Below are 20,970 nucleotides of genomic sequence, written 5' to 3' on the forward strand. Positions count from 1 at the left end.
GTGAGTGTTTTTCCCTTTAACATGTGGTGGCTCTAATTGGGTTTACTTCAAATTTTTAATCAACAATCTTATTTTCAGAATAACCTGGTCTGATTCTTTTTCCGGGACAGGGCCTCGGTGGTACTTAAAATTTCGCGGGCATTGTGTACCACCGTATCCGATGGAGTGCGTCCGCCAATCATCTGGGCTATTTCCATAACGCGCTCCTCAAAGCTCAGACGGCGAATACGGCTGACGGTTTTGGCTGACGAATTATCCTTGTACACAAAGTAGTGCGCAGTACCCTGGGCGGCTATCTGGTGCAGGTGCGTAATGGCAATAATCTGGTGGCTTTTGGCCATGTGCTGCATCATGTTACCCATTTTAATGGCAATCTCGCCGGATACCCCCGTATCAATTTCGTCAAAGATAATGGTAGGCAATTTACGTTTATCGGCCAGAATGTACTTAAATACCATCATCAGACGCGAAAATTCCCCTCCGGAGGCTACGTTGCGCAACTCCTGCGGGCGAATGCCTTTGTTGGCACTGAACAGGAAAGAAATAAAGTCAATGCCGTCCACCGTTGGGGCCACCTGCGACACTTCAATGGCCAGCGTGGCATTGGGCATACCCAGCTCAATCAGCCAGCTGCACATCTGCTGCTCTATGTCTTTCGTAACACTTTTACGCGCTTCCGATAGCCTGGTCGCGCTTTGCATCATCCGCTCCTGCGTAAGCTCTACTTCCTGCCTGGCCCGGGCCAGTTCATCGTCCAGGTTCAAGACTTTGCCAACTTTTTCTTCCAGTTCGTGCTGTATCTGTAGGAGTTCCGACAGGGTGCGTACGTGGTGTTTTTGCTGGAGCTGATACAACAGGTCAAGGCGCTCACGAACCACTATGGTGCGCTCATCGTCCAGGTCGACCATAGCACCGGCGTTGCTTATTTCGTCGGCCAGGTCGCGCAGTTCAATCAGAGAGCTTTGTGCCCTTTCGCGGAGTGGCTCGTAATCAGGTACCAGCCTGCTTACCTGGGTCAGGCTGGCAACGGCGCTTTTCAGCATATCCAGCACCGACTGCTCCGGATTATCGAGGTAGTCGTAGGCCAGTTGCAGGCGCTCTTTTATTTCCACGGCGTTTTCCAGCAGGTTCAGCTCCCGTTCGAGCTGGTCCTGCTCATCCGGCTGCAGATTGGCCTCGCTGAGCTCCTGGTACAAAAAGTTATTGAAGTCAAATTCTTTTCGCATCCGGGCCGCTTCGGCATTCAGCGACTCATACGTATCACGGGCCTGGCGAAAAGCCCGGTAGTCGGTCCGGTAGTTTTTAAGCAGCAGGTCATTGGTCGCATAGGTATCAACTACCTGCAACTGAAATTCGTTATTACCCAGCATAATGGAATCGTGCTGGGAATGTATATCCATAAGTTGATTAGTAACCCGGCGGAGCGTTTCCAGGTTCACGGGTGTGTCATTCACAAAAGCACGTGACTTGCCCGTGGGACTAATTTCCCGCCGCACAATGCAGCTGTCGGCAAAGTCCAGTTCTTCTTCTTCAAAAATATGCTCCACCGCGTAGCCTGACACGTCAAAGGAACCTTCAATGACGCATTTGGTGGTGGGATCGTACAAGGACTTGCTGTCGGCCCGGTTGCCCAGTAGCAGACCAATGGCTCCCAGCATTATAGATTTCCCGGCACCTGTTTCCCCCGTAATTATATTCAGTTCCGGATCGGGAGAAAGTTCAAGGTGTTCTATCAGGGCGTAATTCTTGATCAGTAAGTTTGCAAGCATGTTGTAGTGAGTGGACAGTTTAGAGCGTCCGTGGCAAAAGCGGGTAAATACCTTACCCAAAGGTACCTGGCTTTACCGGTTCTTTCTGCGAAGTTAATCAAGTATTCAACAAATCAGAAGCGGCCGGGGTTCGGCTGTATTAAAAGATATTTAGCAGGGTACTTCGGCCTTAGTAAGGGCTTTTCCGGTCATAAATAACTTCCTCAATTTCAGGCAGGGAAATTTGGTGTGCGTGGCCGCGGGTATCGCGCAGGGTCAGTACACCGGCGGCAAGTGTTACCAGGGTACCCAGGTAGGTTTGCCCGTTGCGAAGTACTACGTGGAGGTCTTGTCCGGATAGTTCGTTGAGGCGGGCTGGTACCTCAGCCACAAATATCCGGATCAGGCGTTTACTCATAAAGGCTGGGCGGGTTTTACTGAATCAGCTTGCGGTACAATTCGGTTTTGGCCGGGTCCATGGAGGAAAGCAGGGTATATACCTGCTGACGCTCGTCGGGACTCGCCTCTTTCATGATTTTATACAGTTCTTCGGACTTGGCATCAAAAAACGAATTAATAACAATGGCTCCCGGCCGAAGCTGCGATACCTGCCTAAGGGCCTGAAGTACCTCCAGTACGGTTTTACGGGATTGCCCGGGGGTTTCGGTAGCCGTATCGAGCGCCAGCCGGTGGTAAGCGTACACACCTTCCCGGAAAGGGAGAAACTGCTGACTCATGAGGTTCTCAATGAGCCAGTAGCGGTTGCGGGTATCGGAGCCGGTAGCCCAGGCCTTGGGAAAAGTTGAGGCGTTGCGAGCTAGCGTGGCCAGATTAAAAGCCCGCTGAATAAAGGGGCTACCGCCCTGCTTGCTGAACGAGTCGTAGTCCAGCGCCAGGGCTATGTAGGAATAAAACGCCAGGGTAAAAGGCAGCTCGTCGGTGTAATTATTTTCGTTAAAAAATAGGGGGCTGTTGGGCAGGTAGGTGAAGTTAAAGTTCCGGTCGACATAGGTAAATAGTACCGACTCGTAGGTAGAGTTATAGACCGGACGGGTAACAATCAGCTGAGCGGTGGCTTCGAAACTACCCTGCGTCACCGACCTAATCAGGTTGATGTTGAGCTTACACTTGACGCGTTCTTCGGGAGCAAACTGGTCGTTGGTCCAGCGGGTATTGTTCAGGAAATCCGTAATGTACGTCTTGAGCTGCTCCATGGTCTGCGCGTCAGTTTTCTGTTGCGCAAAAAGCTGATCATAGTTCAGACTCACCGTGAAATTCAGCTCCTGGGCCTGTCCCTTGGTACTTATTGCCAGCAGCAACACCCACAACCAAACGTAAAGTCCCTTTTTCATACTTCGCTCCATTTATCAATAATAATTTCCATGATGTCGCGGGCGGCCTTCTGCTTGGATTTCAATTCAAAGTACCGGATCCGCTCCTCCTTGTCAATAACGGTTATTTTGTTGGTATCGTGTGCAAAGCCCGCTCCGGCATCGTTCAGCGAGTTCAGAACTATATAGTCCATGTTCTTACGCTGAAGCTTTTCCATGGCGTTGGCCAGCTCATTGTCCGTTTCGAGGGCAAAGCCAACCAATAGTTGTCCGTCGCGCTTCTGTTCCCCCAGCGAAGCCGCAATATCCACGGTCCTGAGCAATTCCAGATCTAGCGTTTCACCCTTTTTCTTGATTTTCTGAACCGCCGGATGGGCCGGTCGGTAATCAGCCACGGCTGCCGTCAGTATGGCCAGCTCAGTCCAGGGAAAGTACTCCTTTGCCGCCTCGTACATCTCCCGGGCCGACTCAACCGGTATTACCTGAATGCTTTCATCAGGAACGGGCAGCGAGGTAGGCCCGCTCACCAGCGTTACCTGGGCTCCCGCGTAGGCAAAAGCCTGAGCCAGAGCGTACCCCATTTTTCCGGTGGAATGGTTACTAACGTAACGTACCGGATCAATGGCTTCCCGGGTGGGTCCGGCGGTAATGAGTACCCGCTTCCCTACGGCCACCTCCCTCCTGAAAAAATACTTCTCAAGTACCTCAAGAATCTTTTCGGGTTCGGCCAGACGGCCATCCCCCACCAAACCGCTGGCCAGCTCACCAAAACCGGCCTCAATAACCCGGTTGCCGTAAGAAACGAGCCGCTGCAGGTTGTGCCGGGTACTGGCGTGATGGTACATGTCCAGGTCCATGGCCGGGGCAAAAAACACCGGACATCGCGCCGACAAATACACCGCGGTCAACAGGTCATCGCAGAGGCCATTGGCACACTTTGCCAGCGTATGGGCCGTAGCCGGTGCTACCACGAAGGCATCAGCCCACAGGCCCAGCTCTACGTGGTTATTCCAGGTACCCTGGTCATCCTTTATATAGGAAGAGAGCGCCGGGCGTTTGGAAAGGGTAGCCAGGGTTAAGGGGGTAATAAAGTCACGGGCGGCTTCGGTCATAATGACCTGTACCTCCGCCCCGGCTTTGACCAGCAACCGTACCAGCAGCGCCGATTTATAGGCTGCTATACTGCCACTTACGCCAACTATTATTTTTTTGTCTGCCAGAAACAAGATAGTGCTGATTTGGGATGGTACTACTTACGGAACGGGTACTTAGTCTTGTTTCAAAAGTGACAGTACCTGGTTTTCTTTGAAGCAATACTAAAAAAAGCAGCCGTACGAACAAAATAGTAGTTCGTACGGCTGCGCTTCACTGCCTGATTTTCTTATGCCTCGTCTTCGGCGTTGCGGTGGCTATAATAGGTTTTGCCTTCCAAAAACTCGTCAATTGCCATACTACCCGCTTTGGGCATACGCTCGTAAAACTTGGAGATTTCTATTTGCTCGCGGTTTTCGAATACCTCTTCCAGGTTATCAACGCCCGATGCAAATTCGGCCAGTTTATTATTTAACTCTTCTTTCATCTTGCTGGAAACCTGACGGGCGCGCTTTGAAATAATAGAAACCGATTCGTACAGGTTACCGGTAACCGCAGCAATTTTGTCAGTGTCTCGCGTTACGATAGATGGATTCGTTGCCATAGTGTTTTCTTGTTATCTACTTTAGTTATTGTCGCTTATTTTATGGAGGAAGAGGCCTCGGAGGTCGTAACCCGGGCCGGCTTGGTAGTTGGTTCTTCCTCTTTTTTCTTTTGACGGGCTTTCTCAATTGTAGCAATACGTTCCAGCTCCTGCTGGCTACTACCATAGAGTTTTTCCGCGTCGCGGACGTACCGGCTTTGGGGGTACTTATCTATGAAAGTCTGATAGTACTTAACCGCCTCCTCGTAGCGCTCTTTTTGCTTATTGGCAAAACTGCTTTTTGCCAGATTGTACTGAGCATCTACCCGCAGGTACGAAAGCTCTTCGTTAAAATTGGAGTCCGGAAAATCTTTCTGGAAATTATCAATTGAAATAACGGCTGACTTGAGCGAAGCGAGGTTAAAATCACTGATTTTGTAGTACAACCTGGCCTTTTCGTAGGCTTTCAACTCCAGTTTGTTACGCAGCTCCATGATGAAGCGGGTACACTCATTCCGGAAAGGGCTCTCCGGGTAGGTGTTGATAAAATCCTGCATGGCCGATATAGCCGTCAAAGTACTGGCTTGGTCCAGCGAATGCGGGGCCGAGTCTTTATACAGCGAGTAAGCGTGCATGTAAAATGCCTCCTGAGCGTAATCACTCCGGGCATACGTATCATAAAATTTCTTGAACAGGTACTGGCTCATGTTGTAAAGCCCCTGGTGGTACTGGGTGTAGGCGTAGTAAAACTGCGCCATTTCCGACTCGGTACTCCCTTTCAGAATTGGAATTAATTCCTCAAACAGCAGACCGGCTTTATAGAAGTCTCCTTTCTTGTAGTAGTTTACCGCCGCCTCGTACTTCTTCTCGTCGGTACCAGACTTCTGCAGTTTGGCAAACTTGCTGCACGACGTAAAAAGGAAGAGGGTGATAATCAGTAAGAGATAACCCGCAGATTTGTTCTTTCGCATAGGGTTGCAAATGTAATAAAAAAAGCTACACCATTCTAACGAAAGTGTAGCTAAGAAAGTGCCTTAGTATAAAGTTATTGCTGATGGCGAATCAGCATTTTTTTGGTTGCCACTTTTTTCCCTTCTACGGCCAGCTGGTAGAAATAAACGCCGGTTGGCAGCTCACGGGTATTAACCCGAAGTTTACGGTCATTCTTATCCAGCGAAAACTCCGCTACTGGAGAACCAAGTACATTATAAAATATCAGCTTAACGTCCCGAACGGATTGGTTTACGCTATAATCTACCTCAGCGTACTCACTGGCTGGATTGGGATAAATGTTAGAGACGGTAATACGGTCGCTGGTGTACAGTTGCTCTTCGCCGCCTTTTTCACTAAACCCAGCACCACGACGTTCGTTGCGATCAACCGGAGCGGCCACGGGGGCAGCTTCGCCGGGCGCGGTAGCCTGCGCTACGGCCGGATTGGCAAACAGCAACGACCGGTAGTAGTTGTTCAGGGCAGTCGGCTTGGGCAGAGCCAGCGGCTTGTATTCAATCACCGAAGGCTGACGCACCAGAGCTGGGCGATCCAGGGACGTCGGCTGCTTCTTGTAAGCCATATCCAAACGACTACTGGTAGCCGTGGTCTGGGCCTGAACGGAAGTCAGGGCAGTGATGAGAACTATATATGTAAGAAGTAAAGTTTGTTTCATGGCACTGGGTTAGGTCTGTGCCAGTAAAAGCCGTGGCTGAACTGGTCTTGTTTACAAAAATATACATAAAAAATTGTACTATCAAAATTTATTGTGCGGATGCAAAAAATTTTTTAGAAAAATTCAGAATCTCCTTTAAGTAGCTAGTTTGTTATTAATCAGGAACAAAAAGTATGCTATAAAGATTCTGGGGAATTTTCTCAACGAATTTTCGCTTCCAGGGTTGCCCTGGGCTTTTTTTGTCGGCCCTCCGCGGGTGGCTCCGACACCGGAGGCACCTCTTGCCAGAGGGTTTGGGCCCGGGTAGGTTTCTCGTTAATTCGCCAGTTAAACCCCTCGAGCTTCGTTTGGTCGGGTTGGATTTTTTGGGGAGGGATAAGTTTACCATCGGGTCGTCCCACAAAGGCTATCCGCTTTACCCTGTTCTCCACAAACTGGATATTCATTTTTCCGCACTCTACTCTGTTTAAGCCAATTAAGGTTTCTTCATCTCCAACGGCATAGTAGGCGCTTTGTCCGTTCCCATCCACCAGTACCTGTCTGAGCTTATTCTCGGAATTGAAATATGCGTTGATCGTCCTGCCCTTAACCTGATTGTGCTGGTGCAGGAGGGTATCTTCGGATATGACAAATGAATTGCTTTTCAACAGCATCCGATTTATCTTGTTATTGACCAAAAAAGCATTTATCGAGTCGGCTTCCAGCTGAAAGTTGTCACTCCACAATATGGGGTTCCGGAAGAACATGATTGTAGAATCAGCCGTATTATAAATCAGAGAATCACACTTGCCCTGAAAGTCGGTTTTGTACATAAAAATGTTTTTGTTGCCTACCAACCGGCGGGTACTATCTACCTTATTTTCGTACGAGTACAGCGTATCGGCCCGGATAAACAGGGTATCTTCGGATACCACGCTTCGTACCACCGCATGCCCGTACACCTTTGAGAATCCTTCCTGCCCCCGGTAAAATCCTTCGTCGCCCGTCAGCAAGGTCTTATCGTTCTTGGCGAATATTTCTACGTTGCCTTTGGCAAAGCCCAATTCGTTCTGGTTGTCAAAGGACAACGAGTCGCCCGTCAGGGTATAGGATTCATTGTCCACCGAGGTTCGGGTATTAAATATGGCTTCCCTCGTTTCGGTGTTGTACCTGCCCTTTTTGGCTACCAGGGTACCGTCCTCACTTACAATACGGGTTGCGCCCTGAAAGTACGACCACTTGGTTATGGAGTTGAACAGCAGGGTATCGGTAGTGAGTGTGTACTTCGGATTGACAATCTTCACATTTTTATAGTATGTAAACTCCTTGGTACGGGTATCGTAAAATCCTTCGTCACTGGTCAATACACTTTCTTTATCGACGGTACGTCCCGGCAGGGGATAGCTCGCAATTCCCATGGCCATGTCGTACACTAGTTTCCGCGAGGTGAGCGTACTTTTTTTATCTTTCAGCGTAGCCCGACGGCCACTGACCAGGGCCAGGCGGGTATTGCCGTAGTAGTAAAGCGTGTCGCCCGTAACGGTAATGGTATCGCCCTGTACTATTTTTACGTTTCCGTAGGCCTCAATTACGTTAGAGGCCACGTTATGGATGGCCAGGTTACAATACAAAATTGATCCTTTATGCCGAAAACGTACATTATTTACGACGCGCCGGGTTTCCACTCCTCCCTCGTTGAAAATAACCAGGCTATCGGAGCCGGGCAGCAGCTCAACTCTTTCGGAGGCCCCACCGGGTACTCCCTGCGCCCATCCCCAGGACGAAGCCAACAGCAAACCAAAGAACAACAGTAGTTTCATCCCTCCTTTGAGTATAATGATTCCCGAAGGTTTAAAAGGGTTGCCTCTGTTTTCAATTTTTTTTGTTTGCTTCATGTGGTGGTGGTTTCTGCCTACCTTTGGTTTATTACTCATTGACTCGTAAAATTACTTGATTAACCTCAGCCCGGGTTATGCTCGACGATTTTTTAACGTTTATTAACGCCCATAAGATTCCCCTGTCCTCCAAACGTACCCTGCTTACTGTGAGCGGGGGGATCGACTCGGTTGTGATGGCAGACCTTTTTTATAAGGCAGGATTCGGGGCGGGCGTAGCACACTGTAACTTTGGGTTGAGAGGAGAAGAGTCCGAAGGCGACGCCGTATTTGTAAAGAGACTTGCCGCCTCCTACGGATTTTCCTTTTACACCCAAAGATTTGATACAAATACGCTGGTACAACAAAAAGGGATCTCGACCCAAATGGCTGCCCGGGAATTACGGTACCGCTGGTTTGAGGAGATTCGGCGGGCCGAAGGCTACGACTACATAGCTACCGCCCACCACGGCAACGACGCTCTGGAAACAGTGCTGCTGAACCTGGTAAGAGGTACGGGCCTGGCTGGCCTCAAAGGAATCGCCTTTCAGACCGGATTCCTGATTCGTCCGTTTTTGTTTGCCACCCGGGAAACCATTGACCACTATGCCCGGGAAAATAACCTGATTTGGCGCGAAGACAGTTCTAATCAAAGTACTTACTACCGGCGCAACCTGATCCGGCACCGGGTGGTACCCATCCTCAAGGAAATCAATCCTTCTTTGGAAACTACTTTTCAGCTGACGGCGGAGCGACTTCGGGCGGCGGAGGTACTTCTGACTGCTCACCTGAACGAATGGCAGACCACAGCCGTACGTACTGAAGGTACTACCCTACGGGTGTCGATTGCCGCTCTTCGGCAAACCAACGAACCCGTATTCCGGCTGGCCGAGGTTTTACAACCCTACGGATTTTCCTACCCGCAGGTCCGGCAAATTTTTGATTCACTCGGAGGGCAGGTCGGCAAATTGTTTCATTCAGCCACCCATACGCTGGTCAAAGACCGAACCGAACTCCTTTTGACACCTACTGCACTCCCGCCCTCGGAAGTAAGTATTGCCGAAACCGAAAGTGAAGTACCTTTTCGGGAGGGTACGCTTAGGATACACCGTCAGGTCAGGTCTCCCGATTACCAGCATCCGGCTTCCCCCCAAACCGCCAGCTTTGACTCCAGTCTCTTACAGTACCCGCTTTGTCTGCGGCAGTGGCGGCAGGGCGACTGGTTTTGTCCGTTGGGGATGGGCGGAAAAAAGAAAAAGATAAGTGACCTGCTGATTGACTTGAAAATTCCCCGTAGTCTGAAAGAAACCGTTTCGGTGCTAACCGACAACCAGGGCCGGATCTTGTGGGTAGTAGGGTTGCGCACCGACCATCGCTTCCAAATTACCGGGCACACCACCAAAATTACCCAAATCTCCATTGTCCCTACCTCCTGACCATCGGGTCCTAAACCAGACTTGACTAAGGAGGAGCCCGGTTGAGGTACTTCGTAATTTCCTGATCCTGAGTTAGTAGCTAAAGTAGGTACTTTCTGGCAGGAAACTTGCTGTAAATGAGCTATTAGGATTAATAATTAGAAAGAAATTAAAATTTGGCACTATCTTTGCTAATGACCCTCACAGGATAACACCAGATTACCCTGAAACCCAACAAACACACATGAAAGTTAACTACCGACAAACCCTGCTGCTGCTGGCTCTGCTGCTATTTTCGCTCGGAGCTATGGCACAAAGCACACGTCTGCGGACTGCCAATAAGCAGTTCGACGACATGAGCTACACCAGCGCTGTGAGATTGTATGAGGAGTTTTTGAGAATTGACAGAAAGAAAGAGCCGATCGAAACCCGCGAAGCCCTCACCAAACTGGGCTACAGCTACCGTCGCCTGCAGGATACCCGAAATGCCGAAAGGGTGTACGCTGAGGCGGTCAACAGTTTCAACGACCTTCCCAGTGAGGTGTACCTGTATTACGCCCAGGCGCTGGCCTCGAACCGTAAGTACCGCGAGTCCCAGAAAATGTACGCCCGCTACGGTGAAAAACAAACCGAAGACCTGCGCGGACGACGATTTACCGTATCCTACATGGATATGAACCGCTTTTACCAGGATTCTTCTTCCTACAAGCTAGAGTACATCCCCATAAATTCCCGGCAGGCCGATTTTAGTCCCATGTACTACCAAAAGGGACTGGTGTTTGTATCGGCCCGAAACGAGAGCGGTCCCATCAAGCGGGTTTTCAACTGGAATCAGACGCCGTTTCTGGACCTGTACTTTCATCCGGATACGGCTGATTTACGGGGCGTACCCGAGTCGGTAACGGCCGCTTCGCTGGGCGGAAGTACCATCAATAATGCTTCTGAAAGTACCACTCCCAACGAAAATAGCCTCAGCCGGACGGAAGTATTCAGCCGGACGCTGAATACCAAGTACCACGAAGGCCCCATGACCTTCTTTCAGGACCAGAAGCGAATTGTATTTACCCGCAACAACGACGACAGGGGCAAGTCCGGAAAGAGTGACCAGGGAGTACGAAAATTAAAATTGTATTCTGCAGAACTCAGCAGCGGCAACAAGTGGGGAAATATCCAGGAACTTCCCTTCAACAGCAAAGACTATTCGTGCGGGCACCCGGCGCTTTCTCCCGATGACTCCAAACTGTACTTTGTGTCGGATATGCCCGGCGGCTACGGTGGTACCGACCTGTACGTCGTAGATTTTACCAACGGACAATGGGGTATCCCGGTCAATATGGGTCGCGAGATCAATACCGAAGGAAACGAGATGTTCCCCTTCGCAGATGCCAATGGCAACCTGTACTTTTCTTCGGATGGTCACGAAGGACTGGGCGGTTTGGATGTTTTTCTGGCGGAATTAAAGGATGATATTCCCATAAAAGGTGTAGAAAACCTGGGCGCGCCCATTAACTCCGAACGTGATGATTTTGGCTTTATTACCGACGCTACCCGTACTTCGGGCTACCTGAGTTCCAACCGCAAGCGGGGTGCATCGGACGACAACATTTACAGTTTTCGCCGGGTGTGTAAGCAGCTGAATGTGTTTGTGTACGATGCCAAAACCAAAGCCCCGCTGGAAGCAGCCGACGTTCGGATGATGAAGAACGGGGTTAATCAGAATCTACAGCAAACCGGACTGGATGGCAGCATAAGGATGTGTCTGGATGTAGCTACTGAGTACGAGTTTAGGGCCATAAAAGAAGGGTATGCGGCCAACAGTGTCCGTTTCTCATCGCAGACGCAGTCTTCCCAACCTACGATGGGGCTTTCGATTTACCTGGAACGCAGTGACAATACTATTGTAAAAGGGGTAATCAGGAAAGAAGTGGATCAGCAACCGGCCGATGGCGTACGGGTAACGCTGCGCAACGAAAAGAATAATGCGCAGAAAACCGTGACTACGGGTCCGGATGGTAGTTATGAGTTTGATATGGACCCCAACTCCAACTATACCATCACGGCCGAAAAAGATCGCTACGCTACCGATAAAAATCAGCTTAAATCAGCCAAACGGAGTAATGTCGTAGAAAACAACATCGGGATTTATGGCGAAGGGGATGTGTTCCGGCTGGATAACATCTACTACGATTTAGACAAATTCTTTATCCGGCCCGATGCCGCCAAAGAACTGGAACGGGTCGTAACCCTGATGAAGAAGTATTCCGACATGACGATAGAACTCCGCTCTCATACCGATAGCCGATCGAGTGCGGACTATAACCAGAAACTTTCCGAACGCCGGGCCCGGGCCGCCTATGATTACATCGTAAGAAGAGGTATCAGCCCGATGCGCCTGATTGCCCGGGGCTACGGAGAAAGCGAACTTATGAACGATTGCGCCGACGGGGAAAACTGTCCGGAAGACGAACATCAACTTAACCGCCGGACCGAATTTAAAATCTTAACTGTCAAGTAAAATAGTTAACGTGTGTGTAGATTGTCGAAAAGCCCCAGTCATCTTGACCGGGGCATTTTTTTGTTTTACGTCCACAGAAAATTCACTTGCCTGTTCTGCCGGGCGGCCAATGCTACCCGGCTGACCTCAGGACCACTTGCGGGTAGCCAGTACGCCAAAAGTAAATGCTACCGAAGCCAGCGCCCCCCAAACCACGGCTTTATGCGTAGCCGCCCATACCTGAGGGCTGAAGTCCCATGACTGCGCATCAAAATCGCCGTGGGCTCCGTAGTCGCCGGGTAGCGGCTCATAAAGGTTATTCTTACGATTTGGGTCTTTGGGTTCATCGGTTTGTTGCCCTTCGTAGCCAATGCTACCCAGGTACTTATCAAGTAGGCCGGGAACAAACTTATTACCCAGAATGGCCTGCACCGTAGGGTACCCTACATATAGCTCACGCTGTGGATTTAAGGCTACGTGTACAATGGCCCGGGCCGCCACTTCGGGCTGGTAAATAGTACCCATGGGACGAGGCTTATTAGGCAGCAGACTTTTAACGAAACTAAACTGCGTAGTATTCATTGCGGGTAGCTGAACCATACTCAGGTGTACCTTGCTGTTATCGTGGTACAGTTCGGAGCGCAGCGAATCAAAGAATCCCTGAATACCGTGCTTTGCCCCGCAGTAGGCCGACTGTAGCGGTATGCCCCGGTACGCCAGCGCCGAACCTACCAGGATAATACTTCCCGAGTCGCGCGGAAGCATTCTTTTCAGGGCGGCCTGGGTTCCGTAGACCTGACCCAGGTAGGTAACTTCGGTTACCCGCTTAAAATCGTTGGGTTCAATCTTCTTAAACGGCCCAAACACACTGATCATCGCATTATTTACCCAAAAATCAATGGGTCCTAATTCTTTTTCAATTTGTTCGGCGGCTGCTTCAACCTGGTCCGGATCGGCCACGTCAGTAGGTACTATCACCGCTTTGCCGCCGTATTCTTCAACTTCTCTTTTGGCTCCTTCCAGTCCATCCTTACCGCGGGCCAGCAAGCCCAGGTGCGCTCCGTGTTTGGCAAATTCCCGCACAATGGCCCGGCCAAGTCCGGCCGAAGCCCCTGTAACTACTACTACTTTTCCTTTTAGTTCTGTATTCTCTTCCATGATTCCGTTTCTGTTTGTTTCTGAAAGCCCGAAAGGCTACTAGTAAGATTTTGGAATATTCAATTTCACGCTGGTATTCTACTCCTGGTTCATGATTGCATCATACACAAGACCCGCCGTTATTGCATAAACAGCATGGTGGAGGGCATCGGTAGCGATGGCTTCGGGTGCTTCCTCGGTAACGGGCGGTGCCACGTCGAGGCTGGGCAACATCACAAGTTCGGTACCCCATACGGCCGCGAAATGTGCCGCCGTGGCCGGTATTCCGGATAGACCGGCCAGCGAAAGAAGGCCCCTGGGTACCCCCCAGCTAATGCCGTAAGTCCAGTGGATCTCCTGAATAACTTTGGGCTTTTTTTCTTTATTTACCGGCTTTACATTCAATACTTTGGACACCGCCTTAGTAGGTGAATCACTCCCTTTTCGCTTGGTAATTTTCATTTCTATCATCTGGGAAATGGTAATGGCGGCGGTACCTGCGAGTCCGGCAATCAGCCCTACTCCAATGGCCGTGCCCAGTTCTTTGAGTGGATTGTTGATCATAGTTTGCGTGTGGTTAATTATTTAAAAGATGAGTGTACTGGAATGACGCGTGCACAGCGTCACCTATTCCCACCAAAATATCCTGCCACCGCGGCGGCTGCTTTGCCAAATCAACTCCCTGAAAGACAACATATAGTTCTTAAATACAAAAAAATCCGGAGCAGAAGAATCTCTGCTCCGGATTTAGGACGGGTACCAGTACCTTGCAACTAAGGCAGATACTCCTTTACCACATCTTTAAATGACTGCTTTATTATGCCCGCCTGTTCGGGATCCCCTTTGAGCATTGATTTAGAAAAATTCATAAGCTGACTCATGCTGATATTGGGCGGTAAAGTAGGTACATTCGGGTCCGTTACCATGTCCAATACGGTGGGCCGATCCGCCGCCAGAGCCTGGTCCCAGGCGGCGCCAACCATTTCCGGAGTTTCCACCCGAATACCGTTCAGGCCCAGCATTTCGGCATAGCGGGCGTAGTTAAAATCAGGAATATCCTGCGAGGCTTCAAACTTGGGATCACCACTCATTATCCGTTGCTCCCAGGTAACCAGGTTAAGGTCCCGGTTGTTGAGCACCAAAATCACCAGGCGCGGGTTACTCCACTTTTTCCAGTACTTGGCAATGGTGATAAGCCCGTTGATCCCCAGCATTTGCATGGCCCCGTCCCCAACCAGGGCAATGGCCACCCGGTCGGGGTAGGCAAATTTGGCCGCGATGGCGTAGGGTACCCCGGGGCACATAGTGGCCAGATTTCCCGACAGAGAAGCCATCATTCCTGCCCGAATTTTTATAAATCGTGCAAACCAGAAGGCCGCAGTACCCGAGTCCGCAACCAGAATGGCCCGATCGGGCAGGCGGGAAGAAAGCTCCCAGAAAACCCGTTGCGGATTAATAGGATCCGCTTCGTTCATAGCCTTGCCCTCCACTACTTTCCACCATTCCTGTATATTAGATTCAATCCGTTCCCGCCACGAACGCTCTTCTTTGTACCTGAGGTAGGGAATCAGGGCGCGCAGGGCTTCCTTGCTGTCACCAATCAGGTTTACTTCCATGGGATAGCGCAGACTTAACCGGCGCTCGTCCACATCAATCTGCACGGCCCGGGCCTGCCCTACTTTGGGCAAAAATTCGGTATAAGGAAAGCTGCTTCCTACCATCAGGAGCGTATCGCATTCGGTCATAAGGTCCCAGGAGGGGTTGGTACCTAATATGCCGATCGAGCCGGTCACAAAGGGCAGGTCATCCGCCAGGGCGGCTTTACCCAGTAATGCCTTGGCCACACCGGCACCAAGTAGCTCGGCCACTTCTTTTACTTCTTCGGAGGCACCCAGGGCCCCCGCGCCAATCAGGATGGCCACCTTTTGCCCTTCGTTCAAAATTGCCGCGGCTTTTTCCAGCTCAGTGGCCGGAGGTACCAGGTGTAACTGGGCATAACCAATACCCGAATGGGTGGTACCATGCTCGTGGGGCGGCTCTTCTACGGCATCCAGCGCCTGCACATCGTTGGGAATAATAATGCAGGTTACGGTACGCTGGGCTTTGGCAATCCGAAAGGCCCGGTCAATGACGTGCTTGGTCTGGGCCGGGTCCACGATCATCTGAACGTACTCGTGGGCTACATCCTTAAACAATGAAATAAGGTCCACCTCCTGCTGGTAATCGCTTCCCAATGCGGCCCGGGCTTGCTGACCAATTATAGCTACCACGGGCTGATGGTCCAGCTTGGCATCGTATAATCCATTCAGCAAATGAATGGCACCGGGCCCGGAGGTAGCCAGGCAAACGCCCACTTCACCCGTAAACTTCGCGTGCGCACAGGCCATAAAACTGGCCATCTCCTCGTGCCGGACCTGAATAAAATCCATTTTATCCTCCGCCCGGTTCAAAGCACCCATGATACCGTTAATACCATCACCGGGAAAACCAAAAATTCGGTTAACCCCCCATTCGCTCATTCTGTTAATCAGAAAATCACCTACCTGTATGCTCATAATTGGTCGTTTGTTGTGTGGATATTTTTTAAAGAAATCTATGCGTATTGCAAAATTAGGTCTGTCAGGAGGAATAAACGAGGACCAGTAGCTATGGCTAAAATCTCATTCCAACTAAAAGTACCACTTACCAATGCAGTACCCTGCTCCCACGGCCACTCGACCTGAATTCCTTTTATTTACGATCAAAAAGTAGAAAGCTCACCCTTTCTCGGGTAATATTTTCCTCACTTTCAAATTTTTTACTACCTGTTTACTCCCCCGCTTCTTTATGCCCTAAATAGCCATGATTACCACCAATAACCGCAAAAAAACCAGGCAATTGGGGATATGGTGTTTAATTTCAAAGTCCAAAAATGGACTTTGGTGCCTCCTTTGGCGATTTACGCGCCGGTTAGGACTACGGAAACCCAGCTACTTATTTCATCAATTCAACTTCCCCTGTAAACCAGCTGTATTTAAAGGTACTTCCTAATGGCCTGTTTTTTCTGTTGCTTCTGGTGCACATCATCCACTCACGTACCACTACATAGGCTATGTTTGAAAATAATAAAGCAGACAATCCGCCCGGCTGGAGCTATAATCCATCTGCCTGGGACCAGCGACTCCCCATTATTATTTTGGCTTTGATAGGTACTGGTATTGCTACCTATCTGGCGTTATACCAACTCAGGGTAATCAGCAACGTGTGGGAGCCCTTTTTTGGGAATGGCAGTGAAAAAATCCTGAATTCCAAAGTCTCAAAAATATTACCTATTCCGGACGCGGCACTGGGAGCTTTGTCTTATCTGGCCGACGTCGCCACGGGAATTATTGGAGGTACCCGCCGCTGGCGTACCATGCCCTGGATTGTTATTTTATTTGCGGTGGCGGTAGGCCCGCTGGGGGTAGTAAGTATTACGCTGGTTATACTACAGCCCGTCATGTTTGACGCTTATTGTACTCTCTGTTTATCCTCGGCTATTATTTCCCTCTGGATGATTGGCCCCGCTATGGATGAAATGCTCGCTTCGCTGCAATACATGAGACGGGTAAAAAACAGCGGCCATTCAATGTGGAAGGCCTTTTGGGGAGTTGATGAAGTAATTAGCCAGGTAAACTAACTGTACTATGTGGGCACAACTCATTAATGTATTCCTGGGGCTTTGGCTTATGGTAGCCCCGGTTTTTCTTACCTATAATAAACAAGGTACTGACAACTGCCACGTTGTAGGTCCTTTGGTAGTTACGTTTGCTTTTATCGCGTGCTGGGAGATAACCAGGCCGGTTCGTAAAACCAATTTTTTGACTGGGCTCTGGTTACTGGCGGCTCCCTGGGTATTTGGGTACAGCGAAACCATGCCCATTATAAACGACATGGCAGTGGGCGCCCTGGTCCTGGTATTTTCATTTGTGGAGGGTAAAATAGAAGAATCGTACGGCGGCGGATGGAAATCGGTCTGGCAGTCGGGGCCTACGCTGCACGAAAAAGAGGCTAATAATTGACTGCCGCATCAGCCTTTTTGGAAGGAGTACTGAATTGGTGTAACTTGAAAACCATTTAGTAATCTTTTCACCATGCGTACCTTCTTCTTCAGCCTTTTTCTGTTAAGTCTGTCCCTTTCGGCATTTTGCCAGTACGAAACCCGCTTTGAAAAAAGCGGTGGTACCCAAACCCCTACCTACGAGGAAGCCATGGCCTTTTATTCAAAACTGGCCAAAGATTTTCCCCAGATACGACTTGTCGAAAAAGGACCCACGGATAGTGGTAAACCGCTTCATCTGCTGCTGTATTCCCGCAGCCGGGAGTTTGATATGGCCAGACTCAAAGCGCAGGGCAAGGCCATTTTGCTCATCAACAATGCCATTCATCCCGGCGAATCTGACGGTGTGGACGCTTCCATGATGCTCCTCCGCGACATAGCTCTGCATCCGGAACGCTTCCCGCAGCTCGACAGCCTGGTACTTGCCATTATTCCTTTTTATAATATCGGGGGCGCGCTCAACCGGAACAGTACTACCCGGGTTAACCAGGATGGCCCCGAAGAGTATGGGTTTCGGGGCAATGCCCGCCACTACGACCTCAACCGTGATTTTATTAAGGCAGATACCCGCAACGCCCGTAGCTTTGCCGCTATTTTTCACGAGCTGGACCCCGACCTGTTTGTGGATACCCACGTGAGCAACGGCGCCGACTACCAGTACGTTATGACGCTGGATTACACCCAGGAGGATAAACTGGGGGGCGTGCTGGGCGACTTTCAACGAAGTACTTTCCTGCCCTACCTGTACCGGCACATGAAGGAAGCCGGCTACGAGGCGACTCCCTACGTTAATGCCTGGGGCCAGACCCCCGACAAGGGTTTTGTGCAGTTCCCCGACTGGCCCCGTTACTCCACTGGCTACGCCGCCTTGTTCCATACCATCGGGGTTATGACGGAGACTCATATGCTTAAACCTTACGACCAGCGCGTAAAAGCCACCTATGCTTACCTGGAAGGTACCACCCGGCTCCTGGCCCGGTACCGTCGTCAGTTACTGCGCATGAGACAGGATACTAAAGAGGCCGTAAAGCAACAGGAGAAATTTGCTGTAACCTGGCAGGTTACCAAGGATCAATCCACCCAGATCCAGTTTAAAGGGTACGAACCTGAGTACTTCCCCAGCCAGGTGAGTGGTTTGGAACGGCTACACTACAACCGTTCCAAACCTTTTACAAGAACAGTTCCTTTTTTCAATACCTACGAGCCGGTAGACGTCATAAACCGACCCGCTGCTTACGTTATTCCGCAGGGGTGGCACCACGTTACTGAACTACTACGACTTAATCAGGTACAGATGCAGGCTTTGCCCCGGGATACTGTTATGGAGGTAGAAGTGTACCACATCCGGGATGTAAAAACCGCCGGGCAGCCCTACGAAGGACATTACTGGCATACGGGTGTTACCCTTGAAACCCAGACCCAAAAAGTCTCCTTCTGGAAAGGCGACTGGTACATTCCGGTTAACCAGTGGGTAAACAGGTACATCATTGAAACCCTGGAACCCAGGGCGGTTGATTCGTTTTTTAAGTGGAACTTCTTTGATACCATTTTACAACAGAAGGAAGGTTTTTCGGCCTATGTATTTGAAGACCTGGCGGCCGAACTTTTAAAGAAATCACCGGATTTGCAAAAAGCCCTGGAAGAAAAAAAGAAACAGGATGCCACCTTTGCCAACAGCGCCGAAGCCCAACTGGAATTTATTTATGAAAATTCGCCCTACCGGGAAAAAGAGTACCTTCGGTACCCGGTTTTCAGGATACCCGTGAAATAGCGGCGGTTTGTTTTTTTGATAATCACTCTGAAAGTATGCCCAGAAGTACTTATTTTCTTTTGATACCGCTGCTGCTCGGTGCCTGCCAGGGTAGTCAGCAGAACCAGTCCGCCGAAAAAGCGGATGCTACTGGCAGCTACTGCTTTGGCTCCACCTTCCCGACCGATGCCCCTCCGGACCGGCAGGACGTGACCGAACTGCGGTGGGAGGTGGCTCCCGATGGCAGCGTCAGCGGGGTGTATAACCGGCTGCCGTTAGAAAAAGACAGCCGCAAAGGTACCCTGCGCGGTAATACCGAGTCCGGTCATATTGACGGTTTTGTGGTACATGCTACCTACACCTACCAGCAGGAAGGTACCCAGTCTGAAGAAAAAATCAACATCATTGTCCGCGGTGACCAGGCCATAGTACTGCCCGACGGGGAGTTTGTGTGGGTAAACGGCGTGGCTTATCCCCGCGAAATGGGCCTGGCCGATACCCTACAGCGAGTAGATTGTAAAAAAATAAAAGGGCAGTAAAACGGGCAACCGAACGAATATGCGGCAAAATGGGTTATTTGTCCGACCATAGAGGTCAATTTCATATTTCGGACTTTCTCTTGAAGTTTACCTGGGTGGGTCCTACTACAACAATTACATGACATTTCAGGATTTAAATCTCATTGAGCCTATTCGTAAGGCTCTGAACAACGAAGGCTACACCCAACCTACTCCTATTCAGGAACAAGCCATCCCCCTCCTGCTGCAAGGCAAAGATTTATTAGGCTGCGCCCAAACCGGTACCGGCAAAACGGCGGCTTTTGCTATACCTATTCTCCAGCTTCTGTACGAAAAACAGAATTCAGAACTTCGTAAAGGCAGAAAACAAATCAGAGCACTTATCCTGACCCCCACGCGCGAGCTGGCCATCCAGATTGGCGAAAGCTTTTCGGCCTACGGACGACATACGGGCATCAGGCATACTGTTATTTTTGGTGGAGTGGGCCAGAAGCCGCAAACCGATGCCTTAACCAATGGTATTGATGTACTGATTGCGACCCCGGGTCGTTTGCTTGACCTGATGAACCAGGGCTATGTCCATCTCAAAGGCCTGGAAATGTTTGTCCTCGACGAGGCCGACCGGATGCTGGATATGGGCTTTGTACACGATGTTAAGAAGGTCATTGCGGCCCTGCCCTCCAAGCGGCAATCGCTGTTTTTCTCGGCGACCATGCCCCCGGCTATTACCAAACTGGCAGATACCATCCTGACCCGACCCGCCAAGGTGGAGGTTACTCCGGTGTCTTCCACAGCCGAAAAAATCCGGCAGGCGCTGTACTACGTTAATAAAGGCGATAAAAACAACCTGTTGCTTCACATTCTGAAAGATGCGTCCATTGAAACGGCCCTGGTATTTACCCGGACCAAGCACGGAGCCGACAAGGTAGTAAAGGTACTTAAGAAAGCGGGGATTTCGGCCGAAGCCATCCACGGCAACAAGTCCCAAAACGCGCGACAGAATGCTTTGAGTAACTTTAAAAGCCGCAAAACCCGGATTCTGGTCGCAACGGATATCGCCGCCCGGGGTATTGATGTGGACGACATGACGCACGTGATTAACTTTGAAATACCCAATATTTCGGAAACCTACGTACACCGCATCGGTCGGACCGGACGCGCCGGGGCCAGTGGCATAGCTTTGTCATTCTGTGATGCGGAGGAGAAAGCGTACCTGCGGGATATTCAAAAGCTGATTGGAAAGCAGATACCCGTGGTGAAGGAGCACCCCTACGCACCCAAGTCATAAGCTTGGTGTAGTAAAAA

Annotated in this window: 18 protein-coding genes; 7 read left to right on the forward strand and 11 right to left on the reverse strand. The window is 50.3% G+C overall.

Annotated features, from left to right (window positions below; all coding sequences use genetic code 11):
* Positions 1-74 precede the first annotated feature (74 nt).
* From recN to VGN67_RS16690, 8 genes are all read right to left on the reverse strand, one after another.
* On the reverse strand, positions 75-1,769 hold the full coding sequence (gene recN, locus VGN67_RS16655) for a DNA repair protein RecN (protein ID WP_327487985.1): 1,695 nt from the start codon (positions 1,767-1,769) through the stop codon (positions 75-77).
* 169 nt (positions 1,770-1,938) lie between these two features.
* Positions 1,939-2,166 (reverse strand): hypothetical protein, encoded by a 228-nt coding sequence (locus tag VGN67_RS16660; RefSeq protein ID WP_327487986.1) that lies wholly within the window; start codon positions 2,164-2,166, stop codon positions 1,939-1,941.
* Positions 2,167-2,182: 16 nt separating this feature from the next.
* A complete protein-coding gene (locus VGN67_RS16665; protein ID WP_327487987.1) occupies positions 2,183-3,100 on the reverse strand; it encodes a DUF4835 family protein in 918 nt (305 codons plus the stop codon).
* Entirely contained in the window at positions 3,097-4,305 is a 1,209-nt protein-coding gene (coaBC, locus tag VGN67_RS16670; protein ID WP_327487988.1) for a bifunctional phosphopantothenoylcysteine decarboxylase/phosphopantothenate--cysteine ligase CoaBC, read from the reverse strand. The genes VGN67_RS16665 and coaBC overlap by 4 nt, the downstream gene beginning before the upstream one ends.
* 155 nt (positions 4,306-4,460) lie before the next feature.
* A complete protein-coding gene (locus tag VGN67_RS16675; RefSeq protein ID WP_327487989.1) occupies positions 4,461-4,775 on the reverse strand; it encodes a DNA-directed RNA polymerase subunit omega in 315 nt (104 codons plus the stop codon).
* Positions 4,776-4,810: 35 nt separating this feature from the next.
* Entirely contained in the window at positions 4,811-5,725 is a 915-nt protein-coding gene (locus VGN67_RS16680) for an outer membrane protein assembly factor BamD (protein WP_327487990.1), read from the reverse strand.
* Between the two features lie 74 nt (positions 5,726-5,799).
* Positions 5,800-6,420, reverse strand: coding sequence for a T9SS type A sorting domain-containing protein (locus VGN67_RS16685; protein WP_327487991.1), 621 nt, complete (start codon positions 6,418-6,420; stop codon positions 5,800-5,802).
* 200 nt (positions 6,421-6,620) lie between these two features.
* The gene (locus tag VGN67_RS16690) at positions 6,621-8,294 is read right to left on the reverse strand and encodes an OstA-like protein (protein WP_327487992.1); all 1,674 of its coding nucleotides are present in this window, start codon (positions 8,292-8,294) and stop codon (positions 6,621-6,623) included.
* A 77-nt stretch (positions 8,295-8,371) separates the two neighbouring features.
* On the opposite strand from VGN67_RS16690, the gene tilS reads away from it, so the two are divergent.
* Together tilS and VGN67_RS16700 are read left to right on the forward strand one after the other, a co-directional pair.
* Positions 8,372-9,709, forward strand: a complete 1,338-nt coding sequence (gene tilS / locus VGN67_RS16695; protein WP_327487993.1) for a tRNA lysidine(34) synthetase TilS — start codon at positions 8,372-8,374, stop codon at positions 9,707-9,709.
* A 223-nt stretch (positions 9,710-9,932) separates the two neighbouring features.
* Positions 9,933-12,203, forward strand: coding sequence for an OmpA family protein (locus VGN67_RS16700; RefSeq protein ID WP_327487994.1), 2,271 nt, complete (start codon positions 9,933-9,935; stop codon positions 12,201-12,203).
* A 126-nt stretch (positions 12,204-12,329) separates the two neighbouring features.
* Here VGN67_RS16700 and VGN67_RS16705 read toward each other — a convergent pair whose 3' ends face one another.
* From VGN67_RS16705 to VGN67_RS16715, 3 genes are all read right to left on the reverse strand, one after another.
* Complete coding sequence (locus VGN67_RS16705) at positions 12,330-13,340, reverse strand: SDR family oxidoreductase (RefSeq protein ID WP_327487995.1); 1,011 nt, start codon at positions 13,338-13,340, stop codon at positions 12,330-12,332.
* Between the two features lie 78 nt (positions 13,341-13,418).
* Positions 13,419-13,883 (reverse strand): hypothetical protein, encoded by a 465-nt coding sequence (locus tag VGN67_RS16710; RefSeq protein ID WP_327487996.1) that lies wholly within the window; start codon positions 13,881-13,883, stop codon positions 13,419-13,421.
* A gap of 209 nt (positions 13,884-14,092) precedes the next feature.
* Positions 14,093-15,874 (reverse strand): thiamine pyrophosphate-requiring protein, encoded by a 1,782-nt coding sequence (locus VGN67_RS16715; RefSeq protein ID WP_327487997.1) that lies wholly within the window; start codon positions 15,872-15,874, stop codon positions 14,093-14,095.
* Positions 15,875-16,410: 536 nt separating this feature from the next.
* On the opposite strand from VGN67_RS16715, the gene VGN67_RS16720 reads away from it, so the two are divergent.
* From VGN67_RS16720 to VGN67_RS16740, 5 genes are all read left to right on the forward strand, one after another.
* Complete coding sequence (locus VGN67_RS16720) at positions 16,411-16,977, forward strand: vitamin K epoxide reductase family protein (RefSeq protein WP_327487998.1); 567 nt, start codon at positions 16,411-16,413, stop codon at positions 16,975-16,977.
* Positions 16,978-16,984: 7 nt separating this feature from the next.
* Positions 16,985-17,359, forward strand: a complete 375-nt coding sequence (locus VGN67_RS16725; RefSeq protein WP_327487999.1) for an SPW repeat protein — start codon at positions 16,985-16,987, stop codon at positions 17,357-17,359.
* A 72-nt stretch (positions 17,360-17,431) separates the two neighbouring features.
* Positions 17,432-19,168, forward strand: a complete 1,737-nt coding sequence (locus VGN67_RS16730; protein WP_327488000.1) for a M14 family metallopeptidase — start codon at positions 17,432-17,434, stop codon at positions 19,166-19,168.
* Between the two features lie 35 nt (positions 19,169-19,203).
* On the forward strand, positions 19,204-19,686 hold the full coding sequence (locus tag VGN67_RS16735) for a hypothetical protein (RefSeq protein WP_327488001.1): 483 nt from the start codon (positions 19,204-19,206) through the stop codon (positions 19,684-19,686).
* 118 nt (positions 19,687-19,804) lie between these two features.
* Positions 19,805-20,953, forward strand: a complete 1,149-nt coding sequence (locus tag VGN67_RS16740) for a DEAD/DEAH box helicase (RefSeq protein WP_327488002.1) — start codon at positions 19,805-19,807, stop codon at positions 20,951-20,953.
* The last annotated feature ends 17 nt before the right edge of the window (positions 20,954-20,970 follow it).

The organism is Telluribacter sp., assembly GCF_035998675.1.
In the GTDB taxonomy this organism is placed as follows: domain Bacteria; phylum Bacteroidota; class Bacteroidia; order Cytophagales; family Spirosomataceae; genus Telluribacter.